The organism is Aeromonas sp. 602396 (assembly GCF_049173735.1).
GTDB lineage: Bacteria > Pseudomonadota > Gammaproteobacteria > Enterobacterales > Aeromonadaceae > Aeromonas > Aeromonas veronii_A.
On sequence record NZ_JAAKSD010000011.1, the window covers coordinates 119570 to 139448 of the forward strand.

Genomic DNA, 19879 nt, shown 5'->3' on the forward strand with positions numbered 1-19879 from the left:
GCCATTATGCTGGTTCCAGATCGAGCGCCCGCTCCAGACCAGCTAAAACCACTGGTTGCGATGAAAAAACATGCGGGGCTCTTTTTTTATACCCCCTGAACACACCCGGTCAGCGACCGATAAAAACTATAACAAGCAATAATTTACAAGACAGACGAGGTTGAACTTGACGAAATCACTCACATTGTCCGATGTACTCGGATTAGGGTTTATGACCTTCGCCTTCTACTTGGGCGCCGGTAACATCATTTTCCCGCCGTTGGCCGGTTACATGGCTGGTGAGCACCTCTCCCTGGCGATGTTTGGCTTCCTGGTCACTGCCGTGGGCCTGCCTCTGGTAACCATTCTGGCCGTGGCGAAAGCCGGTAACGGTTGGGCTGGCATGACCAAACTGCTGCCTGCCGGTGTTGCGACTGCGCTGGCCGTTGCCATCTATATCATCATAGGCCCGGCCTTTGCCGCGCCCCGTACCGGTCTGGTTGCCTACGAAATGGGCCTCAAGCCGTTCATCGGTGATATGGGGCAAGCGGGTCTGGCGGCCTATACCGTGATCTTCTTTGGTGTGGCCATTCTGGTCTCCATGAACCAGGGCAAGCTGATGGACGCCATCGGCAAATACCTGACTCCGGTACTGATGCTGCTGCTGCTGACTCTGGCGGTCGGGGTATTCGTAGCGCCGCAAGGCGCCATGCCTGACGCGTCCGGTGACTATCAGAACAGCCCCTTCGTGAAAGGGATCCTGGAAGGTTACAACACCATGGACACCCTGGCGTCCCTGATGTTTGGCGCCCTGATCGTCGATCTGCTGCGCCAGAAAGGCATCAACGATTACAAGAGCCAGTTCAAGTATCTGGCCATTGCCGGCCTCATCTCTGCCGTTGGTCTGAGCGTGGTGTACGTCTCCCTGTTCCAGCTGGGTAACACGGCAGCCGGTGTGGCGACGGATGTCAGCAATGGTGGCGCCATCGTCAACGCCTACGTACTGAGCCTGTTTGGTCAGCCGGGTCAGTTCATTCTGGCGGCCATCATCACTCTGGCGTGTTTTACCACTGCAGTCGGTCTGATCTCCGCCTGTTCCGATTTCTTCCACAATCTGACCGGCATGGCTTACAAGAAGCTGGTGGTGTTGCTGGGCGTTATCTGTGCCGTGGTGGCCAACGTGGGCCTGAGCCAGCTGATCAGCCTCTCCATTCCGGTGCTGGTTGCCATCTATCCGGTTGCCGTGGCGCTGGTGCTGGTCACCTTCCTGAAGGGTTACTTCGGCCGTCCCCGTCTGGTGTTCCGTGGCGTGTTGATGGTTGCCTTCCTGTTCGGGTGCCTGGATGGTCTGGGTGCTGCCGGCATGAAGATGGATGCGTTTGCCTTCCTGCCGCTGTTCGACAAGGGCCTCGCCTGGCTGATGCCGACCCTGCTGGCCTGCGTAGTTGGCGTGATGGTGCGTCCGACACAGATGGCTGCCGAAGCTGCCTGATCACGCCCGATGTGATATTGCCAAGAGCCTGCCCCGTGCAGGCTCTTTTGTTTTTCTGTTCTGCTGGCGGTTTGCCCGGTGGATGGTATCCGGCCATCCTCACAGGCTAATTTCAGCTCCCTTGCGGCCCTATCCCCTGTTTATCTGCGCGTTTACACCCAGTCTGGGTAATTCGGTCATTCGGTGATTAATTTTGAGCGGATAAATTGTTTCAAGATATTAATGTGTGATTGAGATCACGCATCTCTTCTTTATGCTAAAGGTGGTGCTCCTCATCCGGTCTGCTGACCGCAGGGGAGCGAGCAGTATTGTTATCCGGTTATCTGCCAGGCAGTGGGTGCAATCAACAAAAACAAGCTGACAAGGCAGATGAGGTTGGGTTTGACGAAATCATTGAAGTTGTCCGACGTATTCGGACTGGGGTTTATGACGTTTGCCTTCTATCTGGGGGCTGGCAATATCATTTTTCCGCCGCTTGCGGGTTTTATGGCTGGTGAGCATCTGCTGGCCGCCATGTGCGGTTTTCTACTGACGGCGGTGGGGCTGCCGTTAATCACCCTGATTGCGGTTGCCAAGGGGAGTTCGGGGGGCCGCGCGAGTGGCTGGACCGGAATGACCCGCTATCTGCCCGCCGGGGCGGCGACGGCGCTGGCCATCGCTATCTATATCATCATGGGGCCCGCCTTTGCCATTCCCCGCACCGGTCTGGTCGCCTACGAGATGGGGCTCAAGCCCTGGCTCGGCGATGCCGGTCATGAGGGGCTGCTGATCTACACCCTGAGTTTCTTTGCGCTGGTGATCATGGTGGCGCTCGATCGGGGCAAACTGCTCGATGCGGTTGGCAAGTACCTGACTCCCGCCCTGATGGCGATGCTGCTCATTCTGGCGGTCGGGGTCTTTATCGCGCCACAGGGTACCATGCCCGATGCCAGCGGTGACTACATCAGCGCTCCGCTCACCAAGGGGATGCTGGAGGGGTATAACACTATGGATACCCTGGCATCCCTGATGTTTGGCGCACTGATCATCGGGTTGCTGCGCCAGAAGGGGATCGAGGACTATCGCAGCCAGTTCAAATACCTCACCATTGCGGGCCTGATCTCGGCGGTCGGGTTGTCGGCGGTCTATCTCTCTCTTTTCCAGCTTGGCAACAGTGCCGGCGGAGTGGCGAGCGACATCAGCAACGGCGGTGCCATCGTCAATGCCTATGTGCTGAGCCTGTTTGGTCAGCCAGGGCAGCTTATTTTGGCGGCCATCATCACTCTGGCCTGTTTTACCAGTGCAGTAGGCCTGCTCTGTGCCGGAGCCGATTATTTCCAAGATTTGACTGGCTGGACTTACCACAAGTGGGTGATGCTGCTGGGGGCACTCTGCGCGCTGGTGGCCAATGTGGGGCTGAGTGAGCTTATCAGTCTCTCCATCCCGGTGCTGGTAGCCATCTACCCGGTTGCCATTGCACTGGTGCTGGTGACCTTCCTCAAAGGGTGGTTTGCCCAGCCACGGCTGGCGTTTCGTGGCGTGCTGCTGGTCGCCTTCCTGTTTGGCTGTCTGGACGGACTGGGCGCTGCTGGTATGGCGATGGACGGCTTTGCCTTCCTGCCGCTGTTCGACAAGGGACTTGCCTGGCTGCTGCCAACTCTGCTGGCCTGCATCGTCGGCATCTTGATGCGACCAAGCGGTAAGCTGGCTGCCGAAGCGGCTTGATTCAGGATCAACGAGATAGCAAAGAGGCCAGCATCTGCTGGCCTCTTTTGTTTCTGCCGGATCCGTTACCGGATCAGATTTGCGGGCCTGCCGGCTTGGGTTTGCCATCCAGACCATACCAGTGGGTTTCTACCCGTCCGGCATGCCACTCGAAGGTGCCCCAGGGCTGTTTGGTTTCCCAGCGCGGGAAGTTGATGAGAACCCTGTTATCTTCGTACTTGTAGAGGGAGGTGCTGATCTGAATGTCCGACAGGATCAACAGTAGTGCCCAGCAGATGAAAATCCATTTCAATGCTTTCCACATAGGATTACTCGAAGCAAATTTCGATAGTGGCGCGACCGAAATCGGATTCGAATGGCATCATTATCTTGGTGCCATCGGCCCTGTGGGTGATGGTGTGGTTGGGGCCGGAGACGATGATGGGGGTCGCCATGTCAAACTCGTAGCCCTTCTCGCCCAGCATCCGCTTGGCACCGCCGGTCACCATGTTGGTGATTTCACCGACCATGTCGGTCACCTCTTCATTGATGGAGGCGGGAGCTTCCCCCAGCATGCGACGCATGATCTCCAGCGCCAGCCCCTTCTCGAAGCTGATGGAGAGGGAGCCGCGGGTCTGCGGGCCGACCATGCCGATCAGACCGGAGACGTCGCCGCGCGCCAGCTCATCCATCTTGCGTTTCGGTTTGCCCGGTTTTAGTTCCAGCTGCGCCATGGTCGAGAGCACATTGAGCAGAGATAGCAGGAACGGATTTACAAAATCAGCCTTCATGATGACTTCCTACAGTGGGCGTACAGCGAGCACATTGGCCATGTGCCTCTATTGTCTTATTGGTAATCGTAAAGCCATGCAAGTGGGCCTGCTCGGAAAACGCGCTATCTATTGCACTATCGTGAAGTTCGACCACATCCCCGCACTCGTCGCAGATCAGCAGCTGCATCGGGTGAGCGTGATCGAAGTGGCAGCAGAAGATAAACGCGTTGAGCGATTCCACTTTGTGAGCAAAGCCCTGTTCGAGCAAAAAATCGAGTGCCCGATAGACGGTTGGCGGCTTGGCATTGGCTTCGGTTTGTTGCAGCTGGGCCAACAAATCATAGGCGCTGATGGCGTTGCCGTGTGCCGCCAGCAGGCGAAATACCTGACGTCGGGTCGGGGTGAAGCGGATCCCTCGCTGTATACAGAGTCGCTCGGCTCGTTGTAAAAGTTGGTCTTGATTCATGATCGCGCAGATACCCTTTCTATTAGCCGGATACTATCACAGGGCCTCGCATGGCGCGGCGACAAAATTCATTTTCTGGGGCTGCTTCACGTTGTGATAAAATCCGCCCCTTTCTTTAGCCAACCCGGATGATTTTTATGCAGGCGCAGCGTTTTTCCATCGCCCCCATGCTGGACTGGACTGATCGGCATTGCCGTTACTTTCATCGACTGATGAGTCGCCAGACCTTGCTCTATACCGAAATGGTGACCACCGGTGCCATCATCCACGGCAAGGGGGATTATCTGGGTTACAGCGAGCAGGAGCATCCCATCTCCCTGCAGCTGGGGGGCAGCAATCCGGCCGATCTGGCGCGCTGTGCCAAGCTGGCCGAGGAGCGCGGCTATGACGAGGTGAACATCAACGTCGGCTGCCCCTCCGATCGGGTGCAAAACGGTCGCTTTGGCGCCTGCCTGATGGGCGAACCAGCGCTGGTGGCGGACTGCGTCAAGGCAATGCGCGATGTGGTCGATATTCCGGTGACGGTGAAGACCCGTATCGGCATCGACGATCAGGACTCCTACGAATTTCTGCAGACCTTTATCGAACAGGTGCGCGATGCCGGTTGCGATACCTTTATCGTCCATGCCCGCAAGGCGTGGCTGAGCGGCCTGAGCCCCAAGGAGAACCGCGAGATCCCGCCCCTCGATTATCCCCGCGTCTATCGGGTCAAGCAGGATTACCCGGAGCTGACCATTGCCCTCAACGGCGGCGTCACCTCCATGGAGCAGGCTCTCGAGCACCTGCAACACGTCGATGGCGTCATGATGGGGCGTGAAGCATATCAGAACCCCTACATTCTGGCGCAGGTGGACAATCTGGTGTTCGGCCAGAACAACGCCGTGCCGAGCCGCCACGAGGTGGTGCGGATGATGCTGCCCTATATCGAGCAGGAGCTGGCCAAGGGCAACTACCTCTCCCATATGACCCGCCACATGCTGGGGCTGTTCCAGAACATGCAGGGGGCTCGCGCCTGGCGCCGTCACCTGAGCGAGAACGCCTGCAAACCGGGCGCCGGTATTCAGGTGGTGCTGGATGCCATGGCCAAGGTGCCGGAGTTTGCCAGCAGCGAGACGGCCGAATAAGCCGCTTTGTCAGGGCAAGAACCACAAAAAGCGCGTCAATCGACGCGCTTTTGGTTTTTCTGGTCAGGGTCACCCTGATGTGTTGTCAGAAGCCGTACTGTAGTCGTGTATCTCTCCGGGGCGCGGAGTAAAACGTGGATCGCCATCTTTGTATTCACGAACAAGCTGCATGGTCTTGCAGAAGCTGGCCTGCTTGTCGTACTCCTGCCGGGCAAGATCGATGGCCCGTTCGGCCCGGCGCCGCTCCATCTTGTCAGACTTGCGATCGCTGAACTGTTGCTGCTGATGCAGCATCCAGCCGACAAACTCTTGCTGGCATTGGGATTCGCTACTGGCCTGCGCAGGCAGGGTCCACAACAACGAGAGCAGTATCAAATAACGCATGTCTGACTGGGTATTGAAGATTAATTGAACAGAAGGGGCGGCATTTTAGGCTGGAAATCGGGATGTGAACAGTATCAATAGCGAGGCCCCGCAGGGCCTCGCATCGTTGTGGCCGGTCTCAGTGTTTGACGAGGTAGAGTTGGCGGCTGTAGGCCACATCTTCCGGGTTGTTGATGGGGTAGCCCTTGAGCCATGGCTTGATGAGGCGGGCATTGGTGTACTGGTAGATGGGGGCGATGGGGGCTTGATCCAGCAGGATCGCCTCCGCCTCGCCAAACAGCTTGCTGCGGCTGGCGGCATCCTGAGTGCTGGCAGCCTCTGCCAGCAGCTGGTCATAACGGGCATTGGCAAAGCCTGCCATATTGCCGCTGTGACGGGAGCCCCACAGGCCGAGGAACGCTGAAGGGTCGTTGTAATCGGCGACCCAGGATGAGCGGATCACCTCGAACTGACCGCTCTGGCGGCTGTCGAGATAGGTTTTCCACTCCTGATTGGTCAGCTCGACCTCGGCGCCCAGCTTCTGCTTCCACATGCTGGCAATCGCCAGTGCCATCTTCTTGTGAATTTCCGCGGTGTTGTAGAGCAGGGTCAGCTTGAGCGGCTTGTCCGGGCCGTAACCGGCTTCCTTGAGCAGGGCCTTGGCCTTGCTGTCCAGCTCCGGCTGGCTGCTGGTGGAGAGCAGGTTGGCGGTTGGGGTAAAGCTGGCGGTCACATCCGGAGTGAAGTGATAAGCCGGTTTCTCGCCAGTGCCGAGCACCTTGTCGGCGATCAGGGCGCGATCGATGGTGTAGGAGAGCGCCTTGCGCACCCGCACATCGTCGAGCGGCGCCTGCTTGGTATTGAAGGCGTAGTAGTAGGTGCCGAGCTGATCCGGGGTGTAGACCTCATTCGGGATCTGCTGCTTCAGCTTGTCGTACTGCTCCTTGGGGAAGGATTCGGTGATATGCAGATCGCCAGCCAGGTAGCGGTTGGTGGCCGCGCTTTCCTGATTGATCGGCATGAAGATCACCTTGGTCAATACGGTATGGGCCCGATTCCAGTAATAAGGGTTGGGGGTCAGCTCCAGCTTTTCGTTGACCACCCGGTTGTTCAGCACAAAGGCACCGTTACCCACCAGTTTGCCGGGCTGAGTCCACAGGTTGCCGTACTGTTCGATGCTGGCCTGATGGAGCGGCGACAGGCTGGGGTGGCTCAGCAGGTTCAGGAAGTAGGGCACCGGCTGGGAGAGGGTCACCTGCAGGGTGTGGTCATCGAGGGCCTTGACCCCCAGCTCGCTGGCAGGCAATTTGCCAGCGACTATCTCGTCCACCTTGTCGAAACGGGCCAGTTGGGCAAACCAAGCGAAGGTGGCCGCCTCTTTCGGGTCGACCAGCTTGCGCCAGCCGTAGACGAAGTCGCCGGCCTTGACCGGATCGCCGTTGGACCAGCGCGCATCCGGGCGCAGATGGAAGGTAAAGAACTGGTTGCCCTTGTTCTCCCAGCTGGCCGCCACCCCGGCAACCGGTTTGCCATCCGGCCCCTGGGTCAACAGCCCCTCGAACAGATCCCGCAGTACCTGCAACTCCGGCAGGCCGACCAGCTTGAGCGGGCTCAGGCTCGCAGGTTCATCCTTGAGGTGGCGAACGACAATCTGCTCGGCGGCGAGTTGTGTTCCGGCGGGAATATCGGCAGCCTGGACAGCAGCACAGCCCAGCAGGGCCAGCAAGGGGGTCCATCCTTTCATGGGTCGGATCCTTCAAATAGTGTGAAGCGGGGAGAAAACTCGGCGAGAAAATATCGCCGACAGATGGGAAATCATGATATCCCGTTTGCTGGTCTGACCGCCAGCATTCGACTCTCACTCCCAATCGGGGTAGAAGAGCGTTCCCGGCGTCTGTGCAGTTCAATGTGGTGAGGAGTGTCAAACGATGAAAGCATGGTTATTGCTGGCCTGTGTGTTGAGCCAGGGTGCCTGGGCGTTGGCCCCGTGCCAGAGCGACACGGCGGTGGGCAACTGGTGCGAGATCGGCATCGATGCCTTGCACCCGACTCAGGGGGGCGTCGGCCAGATCCAGGTCGATGAGACCCAGGCCACATTGGCGGGCATGAGCACAAAGCAGCTCGACAAGTTGATGAAAAAGAAAGAGATCCCCGTGGTGATTGCGCCGGATGGCAGCTACTGGCTGGTGGACAGACACCATCTCACCAAGGCGCTGTGGCAACAAGGAGTCAAGGATGCGCGGGTCAAGGTGATTGGCCGCCTGCAGGACAAAGCCAACTTCTGGAGTCAGATGCAGAACAACCACTGGGCCTGGCTCAAGGATGAGAAGGGACAGCCGCTGACCCCGGAGCAGTTACCGACCAGTATCGACAAGCTGCCTGATTATCCCTATCGCACCCTCGCCGGACTGCTGCAGAATGCGGGCTACTTTCGCAAGGACAAACAGGTCTATTTCGTCGAGTTTGCCTGGGCCAGCTGGCTCGGCAAGCAGATGCAGTGGATGCCGGTGGACAGCGCCAATCTGGCGGCCCGCCTGCAACAGGCCAAACGGCTCGCCTGCGGCAGCGATGCCAAAGAGCTACCCGGTTATCCCGGCAAGCAGTGCAGCCTCAACCAGTCCAAAAGCGCGCAATGAGTGGATGTGCGATGCCGGCACCCTGAGCATGCCGGAGATAAAAGAGGGCGACCCCGGGGTCGCCCTTATGCTGTCAGCTACTGGTTAGCGGTGGTCACTCATGGCGCTCCGCCCAGCGGACAGCCGCCTGCTCAAGCAGGGCGACGTCACCTTGCTGGATCAGCGGTAGCAGATCGTTGACCTGTTGATCCCGCCAATCCCACCAGGCGAGGGCCTGTAGCCGGGCAATCTCCTCCTCGCCAAAGCGCATCCGCACCACCCTGGCCGGGGTGCCCGCCACCATGGCATAGGGTGGTACATCCTGATTGACCAGCGAACGGGCGGCGATGATGGCGCCGTCGCCGATGGTGACGCCAGGCATGATCATCGCCTCCATGCCGATCCAGACATCGTTGCCGATGCGGGTATCGCCAGCGGGGCGGTAGCTGCGCTTGAGCGCCGCCAGATCGGCGAACGGATAGGTGCTGATGAAGGACGTGTTGTGGGTGTGGTTGCCGCCCATGATGATCTTTACCCCGGCGGCAATCTGCACATAGTCGCCGATATGGAGCCGGTCGATATGCCAGAGCGGCTCCCAGCCGGTTTCCGGGCTGCGGCTGAAGGGATCGCCATGGAGGTAGCGCACTGCCACCTCTTCGAAGGGACCATCCCAGGCACCCGAGTAGTAGCTGTGCTGCCCCTTTAGGCAGATATTGGGGTTGGTCACCGTCAGGTGCAGGTATTCGACCTGCGACCAGTGTTGGCAGGTGTTCATGTTGGTACTCCTTTGCTGAATGGATCGGATGGGTTGCGTTCGCTTGAGCGCAGCTAATAGATCCAGACCAGCATGCGGGGCACGCAGAGCAGGGAGCAGCCCAGCATCTGCGGGAGTCGTGGTCGCATTGTGGGGCTCCAAAGAAGGGGGGCAAGGGCGCGATCATAAAGTCGGGCGCCGGGTTTGCCAAGGTTGCGCAGAGATCCTGCACTAACCCTCTGGTTGATATTTATTCTCAATTAGCCATGATAACACTCCCACCATGACGGATTCGGGAGAGCGAGATGACACCGCAAAGTTGGCAACGATACATGCTGGAGGCGGAGCGTGCCTGGCAGGCCGGTTCGCTGGGTGCAGCGATCTGCTTTTATCAGCAGGCGCTGGGGGATGTTTACGAGATGACCCAGGTGGAGTTGACCGAACTGGCCACCATGCGAGTCGCCACCTGCCACCGGCTGGCCGACTTCTGGCGGGCGATGGATGAGCCGACTTACGAGCTGCGCTACCTGAAGCTCGCCTCCGAGCTGGTGACGGCGCTGGTGCCACAATGCCCCAACCGGGAGTGCGAGGCACTGATCAGCGAGTTGGGTTGCTGTCGCGGCGCCCTGCTCGCCTTTCTCAAGCGTCACCCCAATCCGGAAATTGCCCGGCTGATCCAGCTGCAGGACAAGGTGCAGGGCTGCGAGCTGATCGGCCGTTTTCGACTCAACTGACTGGCGTTGAGCGGCAGCTCAGCTCCGCCGTTTGAGTGTCTGGGCGATCCGTTGTTGCGCCTCTTCCCCTTGCAGTGCCTGGGCGAAGGCGCGCGCCTCCAGATCGATGACAAAGTGCACCGCCTGTTTAAGCTCCTGTTTCAGCAGCGCCTTGCTCTTTTGTAGCGCTCTGGGCGGTTTGGCCGCCAGCTTCAGCCCCTGCTCGCGGGCAAGGGAGAGCAATCCATCGGCCGCCACCACCTTGTTGGCCAGCCCGAGCCGCAGCGCCTCTTCGGCATCAATCGCCTCGGCCAGCAGCAGCAGCTCGGCTGCCTTGAGGTGTCCCACTAGGCGCGGCAGCAGCAGGCTGGAGGCGAACTCCGGCACCAGCCCCAGCTCGACAAAGGGAAGCTGCAAGCGGGCGTTATCCGCCAGATAGACCAGATCGCAATGCAGCAGAATGGTGGTGCCAATCCCCACAGCCGGGCCTGCAACGGCGGCGATCACAGGTTTGGGGAAGTCGGCCAGGGTGTGGAGGAACTGCAGTATGGGGTCGTCGGGCTCCAGCGCGCTCTTGCCCATGAAGTCGGCCAGATCATTGCCCGCGGTAAAGCAATCCTGCTGCCCCTGCAACAGCAGGACATGCACCTCCTCATCGGCTGCCGCCTCTCGCAGCGCTGCCACCAGTTGCTTATAGAGCTCGGTATTGAGGGCGTTGCGCTTGTCGGGGCGGTTGAGGGTCAGGGTGAGCAAGCCATCCTGCTGCTCGGCAATGAGAATGGGGGCCATGTCTAAATCCTTGTTATTGAAAGGTGCAAAAAAGGTTGCTGCTGGGGTAACCTTGGCGCCGTTTAACAACATCATAAAAGGATTTCAACCATGTTTAAACGTGCGTTTTATTCTCTGCTGGTTCTGGGTATGACGGCGCCTGCACTAGCCAAGGTCGAGGCTGTCGACGGCTATGTGCGCCTGTTGCCGCCGGGCTCCCCCAACACCGCCGCCTTTATGGTGCTGAAGAATGATGCCGACCAGCCGGTCAAGCTGGTGGCGGCGGCTTCTGCTGCGGCGGGGCGTGCCGAGCTGCACACTCATCTGCACGAAAATGGTGTGATGAAGATGCGTCAGGTCGAGAATATCGAGATCCCGGCCAAGGGCGAGGCGGTGCTGAAACCGGGCAGCCTGCACATCATGTTGTTCGAGGTGGGCACGCTCTCCGAGCAGACCTCTTTCCCGCTCACCCTCACCATGGATGATGGTCAGAAGCTGGATATGTCACTGCCGGTGAAGCCGATTGAGCCGATGGCAGAGATGAAGCATATGAAGCACTGACATTTGTCGTCGTTTGTTCAGGATTGACGCTGGGTATTTTGGCTGCACCGAGTAAAATAGTGCTCTTTTCCATGTATGCAAGAGGAAGTGACGTAATGAAAAAGACGCTGATTGCCGGTTTTGTGCTGGCTCTGTGCAGCCAGAGTGCCATGGCCGCTGACGACTGGCGTTTTGCCGCCGGTGCCGACGTATGGGCCGCCAAGGGCAGTGGTCAGGCTTATGGCACCAGTGCTGATGGCAGCTATGACGACAGCTACAACTGGAACGGCTATCTGCAACTGGAACACGGCATCATCTTCCTGCCGAACGCCAAGTTTGAAGTCTCCGATTTCAGCACCTCCGGCGGCAACTTCAAGAACGATCTGACAGCCTACGATCTGAGCCTCTACTACCGTCTGTTCAACAACGATCTGTTCAAGATCGATCTGGGTATGACCGGTCGTCACTACGATGGCGAGCAGGTCTACTTCGGCCGCAAGGGTTATGACGAAGATACCCTGATGGCCTATGCCGGCAGTGAAGTGAAGATCCCGGGCACCGGCATCGCCTTCTTCGGCGATCTGCGCACTCACGATGCGGACAACTATGACTACCGTCTGGGTGGTTCCTACAAGTTCTCCTCCATGCCGATCAAGCTGCGTGCCGGCTGGCGTGAAGCCAAGGTCGACTTCGCCAATATCGATCAGTCTGTCGATGGCTGGTTCATGGGCGGCGAATTCACCTTCTAATCTGCCCGTCAGCTGACGGCGAGGAGCAATCATGGGCCACATCATAGTGACAGGCGCCGGTTCTGGTCTCGGCCGGGCGCTGACCATCGGGCTGGTTGAGCGGGGCCATCAGGTCTCCATGATGGGGCGCCGTTATCAGCGACTGCAGGAGCAGGAGCTACTGCTCGGCAGCGCGGTGATCGGCATCGCCGCCGATCTGGCGCACCATGAAGAGGTCGATGTCGCCTTCGCCGCTGCGGTGGAGTGGGGTGGCCTGCCCGACATGGTGATCCACTGCGCCGGGGTGGGCGAGTTTGGCCCGGTCGGTGTCTACACCGCCGAGCAGATCCGCCGGGTGGTGGAGAGCAATCTCATCTCCACCATTCTGGTGGCCCAGCAGACGGTGCGGCTTATCGGTGAGAAAGGCGGAGTACTGGCCAATGTGCTCTCCTCCGCCGCGCAGGTGGGCAAGGCCAACGAGAGCCTCTACTGCGCCTCCAAATGGGGGATGCGCGGCTTTCTCGAATCCTTGCGCGCGGAGCTGAAAGGCTCGCAGCTACGGCTGGTCAACCTCTACCCGAGCGGGATCCGCAGCGAATTCTGGGACAACTCGGATCACGTGGACCCGAGCGGCTTCATGACCCCGGAAGATGCGGCGGCCTATATGCTCGACGCGCTGGAAGCCAGAAGCAGCTGCCACGTGACCGACCTCTTTATTGGTCGCAATCCCTGAGGCAACCCTTCATCCGGTTGCCGTCGTCAGCACACAGAAACAAAAAGCGCGCCAAATGGCGCGCTTTTTTATATCGGCAAGAGGGCGGAATTAACGGCCCAGCTTGGCCTTGATCATGGCGACGATGTCGCTGATGGCCACTTCCTGCTTCTCGCCGGTGCGGCGGCACTTGTACTCCACCACGCCGTTGTCCAGACCGCGATCGCCGATGACGATGGCGTGCGGGATGCCCAGCAGCTCCATGTCGGCGAACATCACGCCCGGGCGCTCTTTACGGTCGTCGAACAGCACGTCCACACCGGCGGCTTTCAGCTCGGCGTAGAACTGCTGTGCCTGCTCGGCCACGCGCTCGGACTTGTGCATGTTCATCGGCACGATGGCCACTTCGAACGGGGCGATGGCGTCCGGCCAGATGATGCCGTACTGGTCGTTGTTCTGCTCGATGGCGGCAGCAACCAGACGGGAAACCCCGATACCGTAGCAACCCATCTCCATGGTGACGGATTTGCCAGCTTCGTTCAGCACGCTCGCCTTCATCGCTTCGGAGTACTTGGTACCCAGCTGGAAGATGTGGCCCACTTCGATACCGCGCTTGAGCAGCAGCTTGCCCTGGCCGCACGGGCTCGGGTCGCCTTCCACCACGTTGCGCAGGTCGGCAACTTCGTAGGTAGCAATGTCGCGATCCCAGTTGGCACCGGTCAGGTGGAAGCCGGTTTCGTTGGCGCCGCAGACGAAGTCCGCCAGATGGGCGGCGCTGCGATCGACGATGATGCGACCAGCAAAGCCGACCGGGCCGATGGAACCTGCATCGCAGCCAGCGGCAGCTTTAATCTGCTCGTCGTTGGCGAAGGTCAGCGGGTTGGCCACGCCAGCCAGTTTCTCGGCCTTGATCTCGTTCAGCTCGTGGTCGCCACGCAGTACCAGCGCGATGACGGCCTGCTTGCCGTGCTCATCTTCCTCTGCCAGTACCAGCAGGGTTTTGGCGATGGCGGTCGATGCCACGTTCAGGAAGGCAGCCACTTCGTCGATGGTGTGGACGTTCGGGGTGGCAACCTTGGTCAGGGCTGCGGTGGCGGCAGCGCGCTCACCAGCCGGTGCCAGTGCTTCGGCCATCTCGATGTTGGCGGCGTAATCGGAGCTGTCGGAGAAGGCGATCAAGTCTTCACCGCTCTCGGCCAGCACCTGGAATTCGTGGGAACCGGTACCCCCGATGGAGCCGGTATCGGCTTGCACCGGACGGAAGTTCAGACCCATGCGGGTGAACGCCTTGCAGTAGGCGACGTGCATCTTCTCGTAGGTATCGACCAGAGATTCCTTGTCGATGTGGAAGGAGTAAGCATCCTTCATCAGGAATTCGCGGCCGCGCATCACGCCGAAACGGGGGCGCACTTCGTCGCGGAACTTGGTCTGGATCTGGTAGAGGTTGAGCGGCAGCTGCTTGTAGCTGTTCACTTCGTAACGCACCAGCGCGGTGATCACCTCTTCGTGGGTCGGGCCCAGTACGAAGGGACGGTTGTGGCGGTCGGTCAGGCGGCACAGCTCGGGACCGTAGTCATCCCAGCGGCCGGACTCCTGCCACAGCTCGGCGGGTTGTACAACCGGCATGGAGACTTCGACGGCACCAGCATTGTTCATCTCTTCGCGAACAATGTTCTCGATTTTCTTCAGTACCCGCAGACCGGTTGGCAACCAGGCATACATGCCGGAGGCCAGTTTACGGATCATCCCGGCGCGCAGCATCAGCTGGTGGCTGACAACTTCAGCGTCGGAGGGGGTTTCCTTGAGAGTGGAAAGCAGATATTGGCTGGTACGCATCGCGGTAGACCTTAGCTAGAACGGGCGCGGGGCCCAGGATAATTTCAAGGGCGGAATTTTAACAGGCTGGGCGTTGCGGCCCAAGGGCTAAATTTGCCGCAACCCGAAAGGTGGCCACGCCCGGCAGATGGCCAGGGGCAATGACCATTGCAACAAGCAGGCTTTTTATGCCTGCAATTTGGCCGGATCTCCGCTAAACTCTGCCACCTTTTCTCGATGGGCATGGCTCTGCCGCGTTCATCACCCCCCATTTTTAGTACTTTTGGAGCCGCTCATGCCGTTAGTGGGACATCAACACCAGATCGAGATCCTGGAACTGACCGACAAAGGAGATGGTAAAGGACGCCTGTTCGATCGCCCCCTGTTTGTCGAAGGTCTGCTGCCCGGTGAGCAGGCGCTGGTGGAGCTGACCGAGGTCAAGCCGAACTATCTGCACGGCAAGGTTGCCGAGCTGCTCCAACCTTCAGCAGATCGGGTTGCCGATTTCTGCCCCAACACCGAGTGCGGTGGCTGTCAGGTACGTCCGCTGGCCTATCCGGCTCAGCTCAAGCTCAAGCAGGCACTGGTGCAAAGCGCACTGGAGCAGGTTGGGCTGGGTGACACCCCGGTTAAGGATATCCTTGGCATGGAGAGCCCGTTCGCCTATCGCAACAAGGCGCAATATGCGGTGCGTGGCTGTGACGCCGGTGCCGAGATTGGTTTTTATCGCAAGCACTCCCACGATCTCATCACCGCCGATGACTGTGCGGTGCAGGATCCGCTACACGTCGAGCTCAACGCCCGGGTGCGCAACTGGATGCGCGAGCACGACATCGCCGCCTATGACGAAGTAAACCACAGCGGCTGCGTGCGCAACCTGATGACCCGCAAGGGCTTCAAGAGCGGCGAACTGATGGTGGTGCTGGTGACCCTGGGCGAGGAGCTGCCGTTCGAAGCCGAACTGTTGGCAGCTCTGAGCGATCTGCCGGTTACTACTCTGGTGCAGAACATCAACGATGAGCGCACCAACCGCATTCTGGGTGCCACCAACCGGGTGCTGTTGGGCGAAGGGGTGATCCGCGACAAGATCCACGAACTCGAGTTCGAGATCTCGCCGCTCTCCTTCTTCCAGAACAACCCGACCCAGACCGATGTGCTCTACTCCAGTGCCCTCGAGTATGCCGAGCTGACCGGCAACGAGACAGTGTTCGACATCTATTGCGGTATCGGCACCATCTCCCTGTTCCTGGCTGGCAAGGCCGCCAAGGTGGTGGGGATCGAGTCGGTGGAGAGCGCCATCAGCGATGCCCGTCGCAACGCCGCCCTCAACGGTATCGAGCACACCGAATTCCACGTCGGCAAGGCTGAGCAGCTGATGCCTGAACTGCACGCCCAGGGCGTGACCGCTGATGTGGTGGTGATGGATCCGCCGCGCAAAGGCTGTGACAAGGCTGTACTGCAGACCCTGGTCGCCATGGCGCCCCGTCGTCTGGTCTATGTCTCCTGCAATCCGCAGACCCTGGCCCGCGATCTTGCCTGGCTGGTCAAGCAGGGCTTCGTGCTGGACGAGGTGCAGCCGGTCGATATGTTCCCGCACTCCATGCATGTGGAAGCGGTAGCTCGCCTGAGCCTGCCCGCCAAGGCGTGAGTCATCGCCTGATACTCGCACATAAAAAAACGACGCCAGCTGGCGTCGTTTTTTTATCTCTGCAATCGGCTGATGGCCGATTAGCGGGCGCTCTGGCGCACCTCGGCGGCAATCTGGTCGAGCAGCTGTTGCCAGCCCTGACCCAGTTCGTTCACCAGTGCGTTGTAGCCATCGGCCGGCAGTATCCGCTCCTGACGGAAGGGGGCATCGCGCAGCACGGTGCCATCTTCCGCCAGCAGGCGCCAGCGACCGCTCAGCACGGCGCTGCCGTCATGACGGCCCTGAAAGCGCTCCACCAGAATGGTCAGCACCGGCCCCTTGCGGGCGCCATCCTGCCGTACCACCCAGCCCGGCAGGCGGGTGGAGAGGCCATTGAGGGTGAGCTGGTTGAGCTGATCGTCCAGCGCACCGGCCCAGCGATGGTACTCGGTGAAGTGCAGCTCTTGCCCTTCCAGCTGATAGACCAGACTGATCCGGTCGAGCTGGCTGGCCAGCGCCACCGGGCGCAGCACCAACTGGTGCTGCGGTTGGGCCGGGGCCGTCACGGGTTGCTGGTTGTCGGCATCGAGCGAGTAGTAGTGCAGACTTGGCTGGCTGCTGCAACCCGCCAGCAGGCCCAGCAGGGCCAGCGTCAGGATCTCTTTTTTCATTGTTTGCCTCGCTTGGGCTCAGGGTCCGATGGATGCGCGCGATCGAAGATCAGTGAGCTGGGCTGCTCGTTGAGGGAGTGCACCAGCGGCTGCAGTTCGCGCATCAACTGATTGAGGGTCTGCACCGACTGACGCAGATCCTGATTGGTCTGCGACTGGGCATCATAGGCCTGCAGGGTCTCCTGCAACTGTTTGAGGCTCTCGTTGAGCGAGGCGGGCAGCTGCTGGGTGGAATCCTTGGCGGTGAGCTTGTTCAGGTTGGCGCTGACTGCACTGATGTTCTTCAGGGTGCCATCCAGGGTGGTGAGTGACCCGTTGACCTTGGTCAGGGTGGTCGCCATGTCCATGTCAACAAACTTGTCGAGGATGAGGTTCACCTTGCGCTCGATCTGATCCAGTCCGCCCTGCACGGTGGGGAAGACCTGATAACCGGCCAGCTTGGCCTGTTCGAAGCGCGGCGCGTCCGGATAGAAGTTGAGGTCGATGATCTTGCCGCCAGTCAGCAGGCTCGAGGTCTTGAGGCTGGCACGCAACCCCTCCTTGAACTGCTTGCCGAACAGGGCACGCCACTGATCCTTCTCCGCCTTGGCATAGCGGTGGGAGAGGCGCTGCACCTCGATGCGAGCCAGCACCGGGATCTGGCGGCTCTTGAAGATTTGCACGCCCTTGTCCTCGATGAGGTAGGGGGCGGAGATGACGGTACCGACCCGAATGCCGCGATACTGCACCGCCGCGCCCGGGTGCAGGCCACCCACGTTGTCATCGAACAGGAAGACGTAGTCGATGAACTGATCCAGACTACCGGCCAGCACGCTCGCCTCATCCTGGAACAGGGTGAACCCTTCCATCTGTTTGACCGGTTCGCCAGGCGCCCAGCCGGGTGGCAGACCCATGGTGATGCCGCCATCGATCAGGCTCTCCAGCGAATCCATCTTCACCTTCATCCCCTCGCTGCTCATGGAGACCTCGAAGCCCGGGGTCATCCAGAAGCGGGAGTTGCTGCTCACCAGAATGTCATAAGGGGCGTGGATGAAGATTTGATACTGCATCTCGCTCTTTTCCGGCAGGAACTTCGCCTCTTCCACCTGACCTATGGTGAAGCCCTGATAGTTGATGGGGGAGCCTTCTCCCAGCGCGCGAGTGTCGCGACTGCTGAGGGTGAGACGCAGCCCCTTGGCATCGAGGGAGGCGAGCGGCGGTTTGTCCAGCATGGCGTACTCGTCCCGCGCCCGACCTTTCTTGCCGGGGGCGAGCTCGATATAGGCGCCGGAGAGCAGGGTGCTCAGACCCGATACCCCTTCACGGCCCACTCTGGGTTTGACCACCCAGAACTGGCTGTCACCGCGCAGCATGCCGGAGGCGGCATTGGTCAGCCGTCCTTTCAGCACAGCATGGCTGTAGTCATCGCTCAGCTCGACGGCCTCGATGCGGCCGACGTCCACTTCGCGGGAACGGATCACCGTCTTGCCAGCGACTATGCCCTCGGCAGTGGCGACTGTCAGGGTGAAACTGGGGCCCTGGGAGTACCAGTGCTGGAACAGCATCCAGAGACCGATGAACAGTGCCAGCAGGGGCACCATCCAGATTGCGGCGGCAGAGCTCAGAAAGTCAGAGCCCGGTTTCCACCTTTTTTTACGCTCACTCACGTTCGCGTTCTCCTTGTTGTAAATCCCAGATCAGGCGGGAGTCGAAACTCATGGCGGCGACCATGGTGATCAGCACCACACCTGCAAATGCGACGGCCGCAGGGCCGGGATAGATGGTCATCAGATTGTCGAGCCGGATCAGGCCCGCCAGAATGGCCACCACGAAGACGTCGATCATCGACCAGCGTCCGACAAATTCGGTCATGCGATAGAGTTTGAGCTTGCCGAGGGGGGAGGTGACATTGCCGCGCTGCACCATATAGCAAAGCCAGAATAGCGCCAGTATTTTCACCAGCGGCACCACCACGCTGGCGAAAAAGATCACTGCTGCGATGGGGTAGGAGCCCATGGCCCAGAGCAGCACCACACCGCCGAGGATGGTGGAGGGGCTGTCATCACCGAGAAACACCGTATCCATGATGGGATAGACGTTGGCCGGAATGTAGAGAATGGCGGAGGTAAACAGCAGCGCCCAGGTGCGGTTCAGGCCGCCTGGCTTGCGCGCATGCAGCTTGCCGCCGCAGCGGGAGCAGCTGTGGCTGCCCACCTCGCTCAGAGCGCCACAGATATGGCAGCCCACCAGACCTGATTCCAGCGCGCCCGCTTCCGGGTCGAACTCCCGCGACTCGGTCGGGCCGAACAGCCGCTGCCACAGCCACATCTGATCCAGTGAGGAGATCATCTTGATGAGCAGCACGGTGTAGCCGACGAAAGCCCAGAATGACAGCCCCATCTTGATGTCGGCCATCCCCATCAGCTTGACCAGCGAGATGAGCACTCCCACCAGAAAGACATCCACCATCAGCCAGGGTTTGATCCGGCAGAGCAGACGGCCGAGGGAGCGCAGGGCATTGCTGTGCAGATCTTTATCGATCCGCCACAGCACCAGCATGATGGAGCCCATATAGACCAGCGGCAGGCCGATCAGGGTCAGGCTCAGTACCGCGCCGAGAAACAGATAGCCCTCATCCACCAGGGTGGTGATGCTCTGCAAAAAGGTCATCTCCTGGCCCACCCCTTTGGCCGAGAAGGACATAAAGGTAAAGGCATTGGCGAGCACGAACATGATAAGTGCCGCGAACCCGTAGGAGATCGGCAGCAACTCCTGCTGTGGCAGGTGGCGACTCAGGGTGTGTCCGCAACGGGGGCAGCAGCTGGCCTGTCCCACCTCGAGCGGTGTGGCCGGTATCAGCAGGTCACACTCTTCGCAGGCAGTGGCATCATGGACATAGGTGGTGTGGTGTTGGTGTGAAACCGGATGCAAGATAAAACCCCAGATAAGGCCCGTGGTAGAGCCAGAGCTGGCGATTATCGCAGTTGTGCCGGTCAGCGACCAGCCCCCGGAGGCCGCTATTGCTGGCGGGAGTGAGAATGACTTTGACAAGCCAGTGCCCATTTAGCACAATCAAA

Annotated in this window: 20 protein-coding genes; 9 read left to right on the plus strand and 11 right to left on the minus strand. The window is 59.8% G+C overall.

The window, feature by feature from the left end; all coding sequences use genetic code 11:
* Nucleotides 1-166: 166 nt before the first annotated feature.
* The gene (gene brnQ, locus G5229_RS14105) at nucleotides 167-1471 is read left to right on the plus strand and encodes a branched-chain amino acid transport system II carrier protein (protein ID WP_266135400.1); all 1305 of its coding nucleotides are present in this window, start codon (nucleotides 167-169) and stop codon (nucleotides 1469-1471) included.
* Nucleotides 1472-1897: 426 nt separating this feature from the next.
* Nucleotides 1898-3175: a branched-chain amino acid transport system II carrier protein gene (brnQ, locus tag G5229_RS14110; RefSeq protein ID WP_235699320.1), complete on the plus strand. Its 1278-nt coding sequence runs from the start codon at nucleotides 1898-1900 to the stop codon at nucleotides 3173-3175.
* Between the two features lie 73 nt (nucleotides 3176-3248).
* On the opposite strand, the gene G5229_RS14115 is transcribed toward brnQ (G5229_RS14110), so the two are convergent.
* The 3 genes from G5229_RS14115 to zur are packed head-to-tail and all read right to left on the minus strand — an operon-like array spanning nucleotide 3249 to nucleotide 4393.
* The gene (locus tag G5229_RS14115) at nucleotides 3249-3479 is read right to left on the minus strand and encodes a hypothetical protein (RefSeq protein ID WP_160882368.1); all 231 of its coding nucleotides are present in this window, start codon (nucleotides 3477-3479) and stop codon (nucleotides 3249-3251) included.
* A 4-nt stretch (nucleotides 3480-3483) separates the two neighbouring features.
* Nucleotides 3484-3945: a chemotaxis protein CheX gene (locus tag G5229_RS14120; RefSeq protein ID WP_005343179.1), complete on the minus strand. Its 462-nt coding sequence runs from the start codon at nucleotides 3943-3945 to the stop codon at nucleotides 3484-3486.
* A complete protein-coding gene (gene zur, locus G5229_RS14125; RefSeq protein WP_160882369.1) occupies nucleotides 3935-4393 on the minus strand; it encodes a zinc uptake transcriptional repressor Zur in 459 nt (152 codons plus the stop codon). The genes G5229_RS14120 and zur overlap by 11 nt, the downstream gene beginning before the upstream one ends.
* 137 nt (nucleotides 4394-4530) lie before the next feature.
* On the opposite strand from zur, the gene dusA reads away from it, so the two are divergent.
* Nucleotides 4531-5517: a tRNA dihydrouridine(20/20a) synthase DusA gene (dusA, locus tag G5229_RS14130; protein ID WP_088868451.1), complete on the plus strand. Its 987-nt coding sequence runs from the start codon at nucleotides 4531-4533 to the stop codon at nucleotides 5515-5517.
* A 69-nt stretch (nucleotides 5518-5586) separates the two neighbouring features.
* Here dusA and G5229_RS14135 read toward each other — a convergent pair whose 3' ends face one another.
* On the minus strand, nucleotides 5587-5901 hold the full coding sequence (locus tag G5229_RS14135; protein WP_421206183.1) for a hypothetical protein: 315 nt from the start codon (nucleotides 5899-5901) through the stop codon (nucleotides 5587-5589).
* Nucleotides 5902-6019: 118 nt separating this feature from the next.
* Complete coding sequence (locus G5229_RS14140; RefSeq protein WP_421209356.1) at nucleotides 6020-7624, minus strand: peptide ABC transporter substrate-binding protein; 1605 nt, start codon at nucleotides 7622-7624, stop codon at nucleotides 6020-6022.
* Between the two features lie 184 nt (nucleotides 7625-7808).
* Here G5229_RS14140 and G5229_RS14145 point away from each other — a divergent pair, with 184 nt between their 5' ends.
* Entirely contained in the window at nucleotides 7809-8516 is a 708-nt protein-coding gene (locus G5229_RS14145) for a ParB-like protein (protein WP_421209358.1), read from the plus strand.
* 94 nt (nucleotides 8517-8610) lie between these two features.
* Here G5229_RS14145 and G5229_RS14150 read toward each other — a convergent pair whose 3' ends face one another.
* A complete protein-coding gene (locus G5229_RS14150; protein WP_421209360.1) occupies nucleotides 8611-9270 on the minus strand; it encodes a CatB-related O-acetyltransferase in 660 nt (219 codons plus the stop codon).
* Nucleotides 9271-9554: 284 nt separating this feature from the next.
* Between G5229_RS14150 and G5229_RS14155 the strand changes: the two genes are divergently transcribed.
* A complete protein-coding gene (locus tag G5229_RS14155) occupies nucleotides 9555-9983 on the plus strand; it encodes a DUF2753 family protein (RefSeq protein ID WP_005335785.1) in 429 nt (142 codons plus the stop codon).
* Nucleotides 9984-10001: 18 nt separating this feature from the next.
* Here the strand turns inward: G5229_RS14155 and G5229_RS14160 are convergent, their stop codons facing one another.
* Nucleotides 10002-10751 carry an enoyl-CoA hydratase-related protein gene (locus tag G5229_RS14160; RefSeq protein ID WP_421209362.1) on the minus strand — a complete coding sequence of 250 codons (750 nt, stop codon included), beginning with the start codon at nucleotides 10749-10751 and terminating at the stop codon, nucleotides 10002-10004.
* Between the two features lie 90 nt (nucleotides 10752-10841).
* On the opposite strand from G5229_RS14160, the gene G5229_RS14165 reads away from it, so the two are divergent.
* The 3 genes from G5229_RS14165 (at nucleotide 10842) to G5229_RS14175 (ending at nucleotide 12731) form a co-directional block, all read left to right on the plus strand.
* Complete coding sequence (locus tag G5229_RS14165; protein WP_421209364.1) at nucleotides 10842-11291, plus strand: copper chaperone PCu(A)C; 450 nt, start codon at nucleotides 10842-10844, stop codon at nucleotides 11289-11291.
* Nucleotides 11292-11386: 95 nt separating this feature from the next.
* Complete coding sequence (locus G5229_RS14170; protein WP_005354809.1) at nucleotides 11387-12019, plus strand: TIGR04219 family outer membrane beta-barrel protein; 633 nt, start codon at nucleotides 11387-11389, stop codon at nucleotides 12017-12019.
* A 31-nt stretch (nucleotides 12020-12050) separates the two neighbouring features.
* The gene (locus tag G5229_RS14175) at nucleotides 12051-12731 is read left to right on the plus strand and encodes an SDR family oxidoreductase (RefSeq protein WP_245133753.1); all 681 of its coding nucleotides are present in this window, start codon (nucleotides 12051-12053) and stop codon (nucleotides 12729-12731) included.
* Nucleotides 12732-12821: 90 nt separating this feature from the next.
* Here the strand turns inward: G5229_RS14175 and G5229_RS14180 are convergent, their stop codons facing one another.
* Nucleotides 12822-14546, minus strand: coding sequence for a proline--tRNA ligase (locus G5229_RS14180; protein WP_421209367.1), 1725 nt, complete (start codon nucleotides 14544-14546; stop codon nucleotides 12822-12824).
* 274 nt (nucleotides 14547-14820) lie between these two features.
* Here G5229_RS14180 and rlmD point away from each other — a divergent pair, with 274 nt between their 5' ends.
* Nucleotides 14821-16173, plus strand: coding sequence for a 23S rRNA (uracil(1939)-C(5))-methyltransferase RlmD (gene rlmD / locus G5229_RS14185; RefSeq protein ID WP_042081561.1), 1353 nt, complete (start codon nucleotides 14821-14823; stop codon nucleotides 16171-16173).
* Nucleotides 16174-16253: 80 nt separating this feature from the next.
* Here rlmD and G5229_RS14190 read toward each other — a convergent pair whose 3' ends face one another.
* From G5229_RS14190 to G5229_RS14200, 3 genes are read right to left on the minus strand one after another with little or no spacing between them, the layout of a single operon-like run.
* Complete coding sequence (locus G5229_RS14190; protein WP_216979499.1) at nucleotides 16254-16823, minus strand: PqiC family protein; 570 nt, start codon at nucleotides 16821-16823, stop codon at nucleotides 16254-16256.
* Nucleotides 16820-18469 (minus strand): intermembrane transport protein PqiB, encoded by a 1650-nt coding sequence (pqiB, locus tag G5229_RS14195; protein WP_005335774.1) that lies wholly within the window; start codon nucleotides 18467-18469, stop codon nucleotides 16820-16822. Before pqiB ends, G5229_RS14190 begins: the two co-directional genes overlap by 4 nt.
* Nucleotides 18462-19733: a PqiA/YebS family transporter subunit gene (locus G5229_RS14200; RefSeq protein ID WP_421209369.1), complete on the minus strand. Its 1272-nt coding sequence runs from the start codon at nucleotides 19731-19733 to the stop codon at nucleotides 18462-18464. The genes pqiB and G5229_RS14200 overlap by 8 nt, the downstream gene beginning before the upstream one ends.
* Between the last annotated feature and the right edge of the window lie 146 nt (nucleotides 19734-19879).